The organism is Microbacterium sp. H6 (assembly GCF_003314775.1).
GTDB lineage: Bacteria > Actinomycetota > Actinomycetes > Actinomycetales > Microbacteriaceae > Microbacterium > Microbacterium oxydans.
Map to the genome: position 1 here is coordinate 1 of NZ_QOAY01000053.1, position 6,514 is coordinate 6,514.

Genomic DNA, 6,514 nt, shown 5'->3' on the forward strand with positions numbered 1-6,514 from the left:
CGCTCGGCCCAGGCGGCCACCTCGTGATCCACGTCACGGAGGGGTGTCACGACCGGCGGACCGCCCTGAAGCTGGCGACGCGCCTCCCGCACGCGACGGTTGAAGTCCTCCAGCACGTCGCGCACATCGGACTCGCGCCCGAGCAGGTCGAGCTGGTCGTCCAACTCCCTGTCCTCGGTGCGCAGCAGGATCGCGGGCGGCCCGAGGCCGGTCAGGTTCTCGGTCTGGATCTTGCGGCGGATCCACCAGTCGGGATCGTGGTGGGTCCCGAGCCCTTCGAGAGGCTTGCCCGCGCCGGGGAGATCGTCGAACTCTCCGCGACGGATCGCCACCTGGATCGCCGTCTCGATGAACGCCGCAGGATCGACGGCAGCGGCGAAACCCGGTGCGGCCCCCGACTCCTCGCTCGCGTCGCCGTCCGCGCTCCCGTCGGCGTCCGCACGCTCGCTCCTGCGTGCGAGGTACCGCGCCGCCGCGTCTCTGGGGTCCGTCATGATGCACCTCCGTGACATCCGGGTCTCCTTCACCCTACGTCCATGGCAGCGGGCGAGGTCGGCGCCAGGTCATAGGCTCGGAGGATGACCGCGCGCGCCTCCCTCAACCGAGAGATCCTGAGGCTGGCTATCCCCGCTCTCGGCGCGCTGATCGCGGAGCCCGCGTTCCTGATCGTGGATGCCGCGCTCGTCGGGCACCTCGGGACCACACCGCTCGCCGGGCTCGGCATCGCAGGAGCCGTGCTCCAGACGATCGTGGGACTCATGGTCTTCCTCGCCTACTCCACGACGCCGGCCGTCGCCCGGCGCTTCGGAGCGGGGCAGCCGGGAGAGGCCGTCTCGGTGGGAGTCAACGGCATGTGGCTGGCCCTCGGGCTCGGCGCCGTGCTCGCGGTCATCGGAGCGGTCTCCTCGCCGTGGCTGGTCTCGCTGTTCGGTGCCAGCGAAGCCGTGGCCGCCCAGGCGAACGAGTACCTCGTGATCTCGATGTGGGGTCTTCCCGCCATGCTCATCGTGTTCGCCGCGACCGGACTCCTGCGCGGAATGCAGGACACCATGACGCCGCTGTGGATCGCGGGCCTCGGGTTCGGCGCGAACGCCCTGCTCAACTGGCTCTTCATCTACGGACTCGGCTGGGGCATCGCGGGCTCCGCCGCCGGCACCGTGACCGCGCAATGGGGGATGGTCGCCGCCTACGTGCTGGTCGTCCGTCGTCTCGCCACCCGGCACAGCGCCTCGCTGCGCGCACAGGGCGCGGGTCTTCGCAGCACCGCGACATCGGGCGGCTGGCTGTTCCTGCGCACCGTGAGCCTGCGCGTCGCACTGCTCGCGACCGTGGGCGTCGCCACCGGAATCGGCACGGACGAGCTGGCCGGATGGCAGATCGTCTTCACGATCTTCTCGGCCGCCGCGTTCGCGCTCGACGCCCTCGCGATCGCAGCGCAAGCGCTCATCGGCAAGGAACTCGGAGCCGGAGACGAGCAGCAGGTGCACCGTGTGCTGGCCCGCACCGTCGCTTGGGGCGCATGGTTCGGCGTGATCGTCGGCGCGCTGATCGCCGCGCTGTCGGGGGTGCTCGGCATCGTCTTCACCGGATCAGCGGAGATCGCCTCCCTCGTGCAACCGGCGCTGCTCGTGCTCGCCGTCGCCCAGCCGATCGCCGGTGTGGTCTTCGTGCTCGACGGGGTGCTCATGGGCGCGAACGACGCCCGATACCTCGCGATCGCCGGCGGCCTGAACCTCGTGCCGTTCCTCCCCGCCCTGTGGATCGTCACGGCGACGGGGGTCGACGGCACTGCGGGACTCGTCTGGCTCGCGGTCGCCTTCTTCGGCGTGTACCTGCTCGCGCGACTCGGGACTCTGGGTTGGCGGGTGCGCTCGGGGCGCTGGCTCTCCGCCACAGCCTGACACTGCACCGAACCCGGCGATCACGACTTCTCCACAACGCCCGGAATCCGCGGAATACTACGTCTCCGACCCCTGGCGCCCTCGACGAGGATCGAGGGACACTGAAGGGATGTTGGGGATGACGGAGCCACAGGTATGGACTCTGATCGGCGTCTTCGCCGCGGGGATGTTCGGCACGATCACACTGATCTCGACGATGTTCCTGCGCACGATGCAGAACGGGTTCGATGGCGTGCGCACGGAGATGCGGAACGAGTTCGCGAGCGTGCGCACCGAGTTCCGGAGCGAGTTCGCGAGCGTGCGCACCGAGACGGGCAGCGAGTTCGCCGGCGTGCGCACGGAGATCCGGGCGGTGCATGAGCGCATGGATCATCTCGATCGCGACGTGAGCGCGATCTATCGCCACATCTTCGGCATCGACCGCGGCTGACCGATCACACGAGCCGGGTTCAGGCCGCGTGTCTCCGGCACCACTCGTACATGATCACGGCGGCCGCGGCGCTGGCGTTGATCGAGCGCGTGGATCCGTACTGGGTGATCTCGATGTGGGCGGACGCAGCGGCGAGCGCCTCGGCCGAGAGGCCGGGACCCTCCTGCCCGAACAGCAGCACGCAGCGCTGCGGCAGATCGGCCTTGTCGACGGGTACCGCTCCCTCGACGTTGTCGACCGCGATGATCGGGACTCCTTCGGCCGCAGCCCAGGCGGCGAACGTCTCGACGTCTTCGTGGTGCACGACGTGCTGGTAGCGGTCGGTGACCATCGCACCGCGCTTGTTCCAGCGGCGGCGACCGATGATGTGCACGGTGTCGGCGAGGAAAGCATTGGCGCTGCGCACGATCGACCCGATGTTCATGTCGTGCTGCCAGTTCTCGATCGCGACGTGGAACGGATGCCGCCGGGTGTCGAGGTCGGCGACGATCGCCTCCATCCGCCAGTAGCGGTAGCGGTCGATCACGTTGCGGGTGTCCCCCGCCGCCAGGAGCTCAGGGTCGTACTGCTCGCCCTCCGGCCAGGCCGTCTCGCCTCCGGGCCACGGGCCCACGCCGTACCCGGGTTGGGCGATCGATCCTGTGCTCGCGTCATCCATCCCGCCAGGCTAGCGCCGCCACACGTCCGGGGATATTTAGGTCCACCGAAAAATACGCTACGGTTTCGGTGTGCCTAAAAATGCTTCCGCTCCGATGACGAACCCGACCGTTCCCCCGGCCAGGGCTCCGCGCAGTCTGTGGCTGCTCGGGCCGGCCCTCGTCGCGGGCGTCGCTTACCTGGACCCCGGCAACGTCGCCAGCAACATGACCGCGGGGGCGCAGTACGGCTACCTGCTGGTGTGGGTCGTGGTCGCGGGCAACGTGATGGCCTGGCTGATCCAGTACCTGTCGGCCAAGCTCGGGGTCGTCACCGGGCAGAGCCTCCCGGAGCTGCTGGGCTCACGGCTCACGCGCCCCTGGGCCCGCCGTGCATACTGGCTGCAGGCGGAGCTGGTCGCGATGGCGACCGACCTGGCCGAGGTCATCGGAGGCGCGGTCGCCCTCAACCTGCTGTTCGACGTGCCGCTGCTGCTCGGCGGCCTCATCACCGGCGCGGTCTCGATGATCCTGCTCACGGTGCAGAGCCGTCGCGGTGCCCGTCCGTTCGAGTTCGTCATCATCGCGCTCATGGCGATCATCACGATCGGCTTCGTCGCAGGCGTGTTCGTCGCGCCCCCCGACCCGGCGGGCGTCATCGGCGGCATGGTGCCCCGGTTCGAAGACACCGGCTCGGTCCTGCTCGCCGCCTCCATCCTCGGCGCGACGATCATGCCGCATGCGATCTACGCACACTCCTCCCTGGCCCGCGACCGCTTCGGCGCCGCGACCGACCACATCGGCGACGAGGCCGTGCGCACCGAGGCGTCGCGCATCCGCCGCCTGCTCACGGCCACCCGCTGGGACGTGTCGATCGCCATGGTGGTCGCCGGCTCCGTGAACCTGTGCATCCTGTTGCTCGCCGCCGCGAACCTCGCGGGAGTCGAGGGCACCGACTCCCTGGAGGGCGCGCACGCCGCGCTCGCTGCCGGACTCGGGCCGGTCGTGGCGACCTTCTTCGCCGTGGGTCTGCTCGCCTCAGGGCTGGCGTCGACCTCGGTGGGCGCCTACGCCGGGGCGGAGATCATGCACGGCCTGCTGCATGTGCGCATCCCCCTGCTCGCCCGTCGACTGGTCACGTTGATCCCGGCGCTCGTGATCCTCGGCATCGGCTTCGACCCGACGCTCGCGCTGGTCCTCAGCCAGGTGGTGCTGTCGTTCGGGATCCCGTTCGCACTGATCCCCCTGGTCGCCCTGACCGCGCAGCGACGCACCCTCGGCTCCTGGGTGAACAGCCGCTGGACGACGGCGGCAGGTGTGATCGCCTCCGTGCTCCTGATCGCGCTCAACGGCGCCCTGCTCTGGCTGGTGCTGACGGGCGCCTGAGCCCGGATAGGCTCGACACATGTCTGCCGAGAACGCCCGCCGCAACGTCCGCATCCTCACCTGGACCGGCTTCGCGACGGGCGTGATCGGCGCCGTGCTGATCGCTTTCCCGAAGGTCATCGACCTCGCGAGCCCGTGGGTGCAGCTCGCCCTCGGAATCGCCACGCTCGTGCTGGCGTTCCGGGCACGCAAGATCGGCATGGCCGACATCGAGGACTTCGACGGCCGCCTGTCTCTGGCCGCCGCGCTCCTCGGGTTCCTCGTCGTTTTCTTCGCGGGTCAGGCCGCGTTCGGCATCCTGGTCGCCGTCGCGAACTGACCCGCGCTGACGGCACTACGCCGTGACGAATCCCGTCACCAGGTAGAGCACGAACGACAATCCGGCCGCGATCCCCGCGTAGGGCAGGATCGCGAGCATCAGATTGATCGGCTTGATGCCGATCGACCGCGACGCGAGGATGATGCCGTCGCCGTACAGGCACGTGGTGCTGCCGAGCGCCGCACCGGAGAACACGGCGGCACCCGCGAGGATCGGATCCGCTCCGAGCGCGATCGCGAGAGGGAGGACGACCGGGGTGATGACGGCGGCCAGGTCCCAGAACGATCCCGTCGCGTAGGCGTAGACGCCGCACACCGCGAACACGATCGCCGGCAGCAGGGCCGGAGTGAGCACGGGCTCGGTGACCTGGATCACGAACTCCGCCAGCTGCAGGGTGATGTTCATCTCCTGCACCATGAACGCGAGCACGGTGAGCACCATCACGAACAGCATGCTCTCGATGCCCTCGAGCGCGGCGTCCAGCACCCCGCGGATGCGGAGTCGGCGCTGCACGAGCACGATCACGATCGTCACCGCGAGAGACGCGGCGGTGCCGGCGACCACGTTGGCGTTCGTCGCGATCGTCACTCCGACGAGCACGGCCATGGCGATCAGGAATCCCCACGGCTGCGGCTTTCTCCCGGTCTCGGTCGACGTCGCGAGGGCTGTCGCCACCCGCTGCGCGGTCGAGCCGTCCGGGTCGTCCGCCTTCAGCTCGGCGAGGAGAGCCGCCCCCTCGGCCCTGCGCTCCTCGTCGGTCGTGCCGACCGGGAAGACGTCGCCATCGCGCTCGGCACGGATCGCATCGCGCTTGATCGCGCCGAACCTCGGCAGCCAGCCGACGCTCATCAGGAGGGCGACGGCCAGGGCTGCCCAGCCGAAGAAGATGAACGGGATCGCCTGCAGGTACGCCCCGAAGCCGGTGCCGCCGACGGTCACCCCCTGCGCCTCGAAGAGCCCGGAGAAGAACAGAGCCCACGTCGAGACGGGGATGAGGACGGCGATCGGCGCGGCCGTCATCTTCATGATCGCGCCGAGCTGGGTGCGCGGAACCCGGTAGCGGTCGGTGACCCGCTTCATCGATGTGCCGGTGGTGAGCACGTTGAGGTAGTCGTCGACGAACAGCACGATCGAGAGCAGGAAGGTCAGCACCAGCGACTTGCGCCGGGAGGTGACGAACCGCTCGGCCCAGTCGGCGAAATCGGTGACGATGCCCGACTTCTCGAACAGCATCATCAGCATGCCGAACAGCGCGACGATCAGCAGCAGCCACTGCGCCGTCTCGTTGGAGAGGGCTGTGCCGGTGTACTCGACCCAGACGTCGAAGCCGCCCCAGCCGCCGAGGATCAGCGCCCCGGCGACGGTGCCGCAGAAGAGGGCGAACAGGGTGCGTCTGGTGGCGACCGCGACGATCAGGATCACCACGATGGGCAGGAGCGCGAGAGCGCCGAATTCGGGCATGGGGGTCACCTCAGTGTGGAGGAGTGTGGAGGATGCGGGCGCGAGGGGGCGGCGAGCCGGGGTCAGGGCTCGACGCCGCCGACGACCGTCCCCTGTACGGGAAGGTCGGGGAGGTCGTCCGGGGAGACGTGCAGCGGGTTCTCCGCCCACACGGCGTAGTCGGCCTTGAACCCGGGGGCGATGCGGCCGAGGTCGGCATCTCCCTGAGCCAGGGCGGCGCCCACGGTGTAGCCGTGCAGCGCCTGGTACGGGGAGAGCACCTGGTCGGGCTCGAACACGGGCGCATCAGGGTCACCGGGCCGTCGGCGCAGCATCGACCATGCGAGGCCGATACGAGCATCGTTCTGCGCGATGGGCCAGTCCGACCCGAGGGCGAGAGGGG

General features: G+C 69.5%; 8 protein-coding genes. 4 read left to right on the forward strand and 4 right to left on the reverse strand.

Annotated features, from left to right (window positions below; genetic code table 11):
• On the reverse strand, window positions 1-494 hold a 494-nt coding region (locus DSP71_RS03420), incomplete at its 3' end, for a DUF1992 domain-containing protein (RefSeq protein ID WP_147251183.1).
• Between the two features lie 84 nt (window positions 495-578).
• Here DSP71_RS03420 and DSP71_RS03425 point away from each other — a divergent pair.
• Together DSP71_RS03425 and DSP71_RS03430 are read left to right on the forward strand one after the other, a co-directional pair.
• Window positions 579-1,901 (forward strand): MATE family efflux transporter, encoded by a 1,323-nt coding sequence (locus DSP71_RS03425; protein WP_058631709.1) that lies wholly within the window; start codon window positions 579-581, stop codon window positions 1,899-1,901.
• A gap of 118 nt (window positions 1,902-2,019) precedes the next feature.
• Complete coding sequence (locus DSP71_RS03430) at window positions 2,020-2,331, forward strand: hypothetical protein (RefSeq protein ID WP_113680365.1); 312 nt, start codon at window positions 2,020-2,022, stop codon at window positions 2,329-2,331.
• Window positions 2,332-2,350: 19 nt separating this feature from the next.
• Here DSP71_RS03430 and DSP71_RS03435 read toward each other — a convergent pair whose 3' ends face one another.
• The gene (locus DSP71_RS03435; protein WP_113680366.1) at window positions 2,351-2,989 is read right to left on the reverse strand and encodes a TrmH family RNA methyltransferase; all 639 of its coding nucleotides are present in this window, start codon (window positions 2,987-2,989) and stop codon (window positions 2,351-2,353) included.
• A gap of 94 nt (window positions 2,990-3,083) precedes the next feature.
• Between DSP71_RS03435 and DSP71_RS03440 the strand changes: the two genes are divergently transcribed.
• A complete protein-coding gene (locus DSP71_RS03440; RefSeq protein ID WP_113680367.1) occupies window positions 3,084-4,352 on the forward strand; it encodes an Nramp family divalent metal transporter in 1,269 nt (422 codons plus the stop codon).
• A 19-nt stretch (window positions 4,353-4,371) separates the two neighbouring features.
• On the forward strand, window positions 4,372-4,671 hold the full coding sequence (locus DSP71_RS03445; RefSeq protein WP_046747465.1) for a hypothetical protein: 300 nt from the start codon (window positions 4,372-4,374) through the stop codon (window positions 4,669-4,671).
• A 15-nt stretch (window positions 4,672-4,686) separates the two neighbouring features.
• On the opposite strand, the gene DSP71_RS03450 is transcribed toward DSP71_RS03445, so the two are convergent.
• Both DSP71_RS03450 and DSP71_RS03455 read right to left on the reverse strand, forming a co-directional pair.
• Window positions 4,687-6,132 (reverse strand): Na+/H+ antiporter NhaC family protein, encoded by a 1,446-nt coding sequence (locus tag DSP71_RS03450; RefSeq protein ID WP_046747464.1) that lies wholly within the window; start codon window positions 6,130-6,132, stop codon window positions 4,687-4,689.
• Between the two features lie 62 nt (window positions 6,133-6,194).
• On the reverse strand, window positions 6,195-6,514 hold a 320-nt coding region (locus DSP71_RS03455), incomplete at its 5' end, for an amidohydrolase family protein (protein WP_147251184.1).

What these genes read in the sequence shown, in the direction of transcription:
- DSP71_RS03425 (WP_058631709.1), top strand. Translation starts at nt 579, where the DNA reads ATGACCGCGCGCGCCTCCCTCAACCGAGAGATCCTGAGGCTGGCTATC.
- DSP71_RS03445 (WP_046747465.1), top strand. Translation starts at nt 4,372, where the DNA reads ATGTCTGCCGAGAACGCCCGCCGCAACGTCCGCATCCTCACCTGGACC.
- DSP71_RS03435 (WP_113680366.1), bottom strand. Translation starts at nt 2,989, where the DNA reads ATGGATGACGCGAGCACAGGATCGATCGCCCAACCCGGGTACGGCGTG.
- DSP71_RS03430 (WP_113680365.1), top strand. Translation starts at nt 2,020, where the DNA reads ATGACGGAGCCACAGGTATGGACTCTGATCGGCGTCTTCGCCGCGGGG.
- DSP71_RS03450 (WP_046747464.1), bottom strand. Translation starts at nt 6,132, where the DNA reads ATGCCCGAATTCGGCGCTCTCGCGCTCCTGCCCATCGTGGTGATCCTG.
- DSP71_RS03440 (WP_113680367.1), top strand. Translation starts at nt 3,084, where the DNA reads ATGACGAACCCGACCGTTCCCCCGGCCAGGGCTCCGCGCAGTCTGTGG.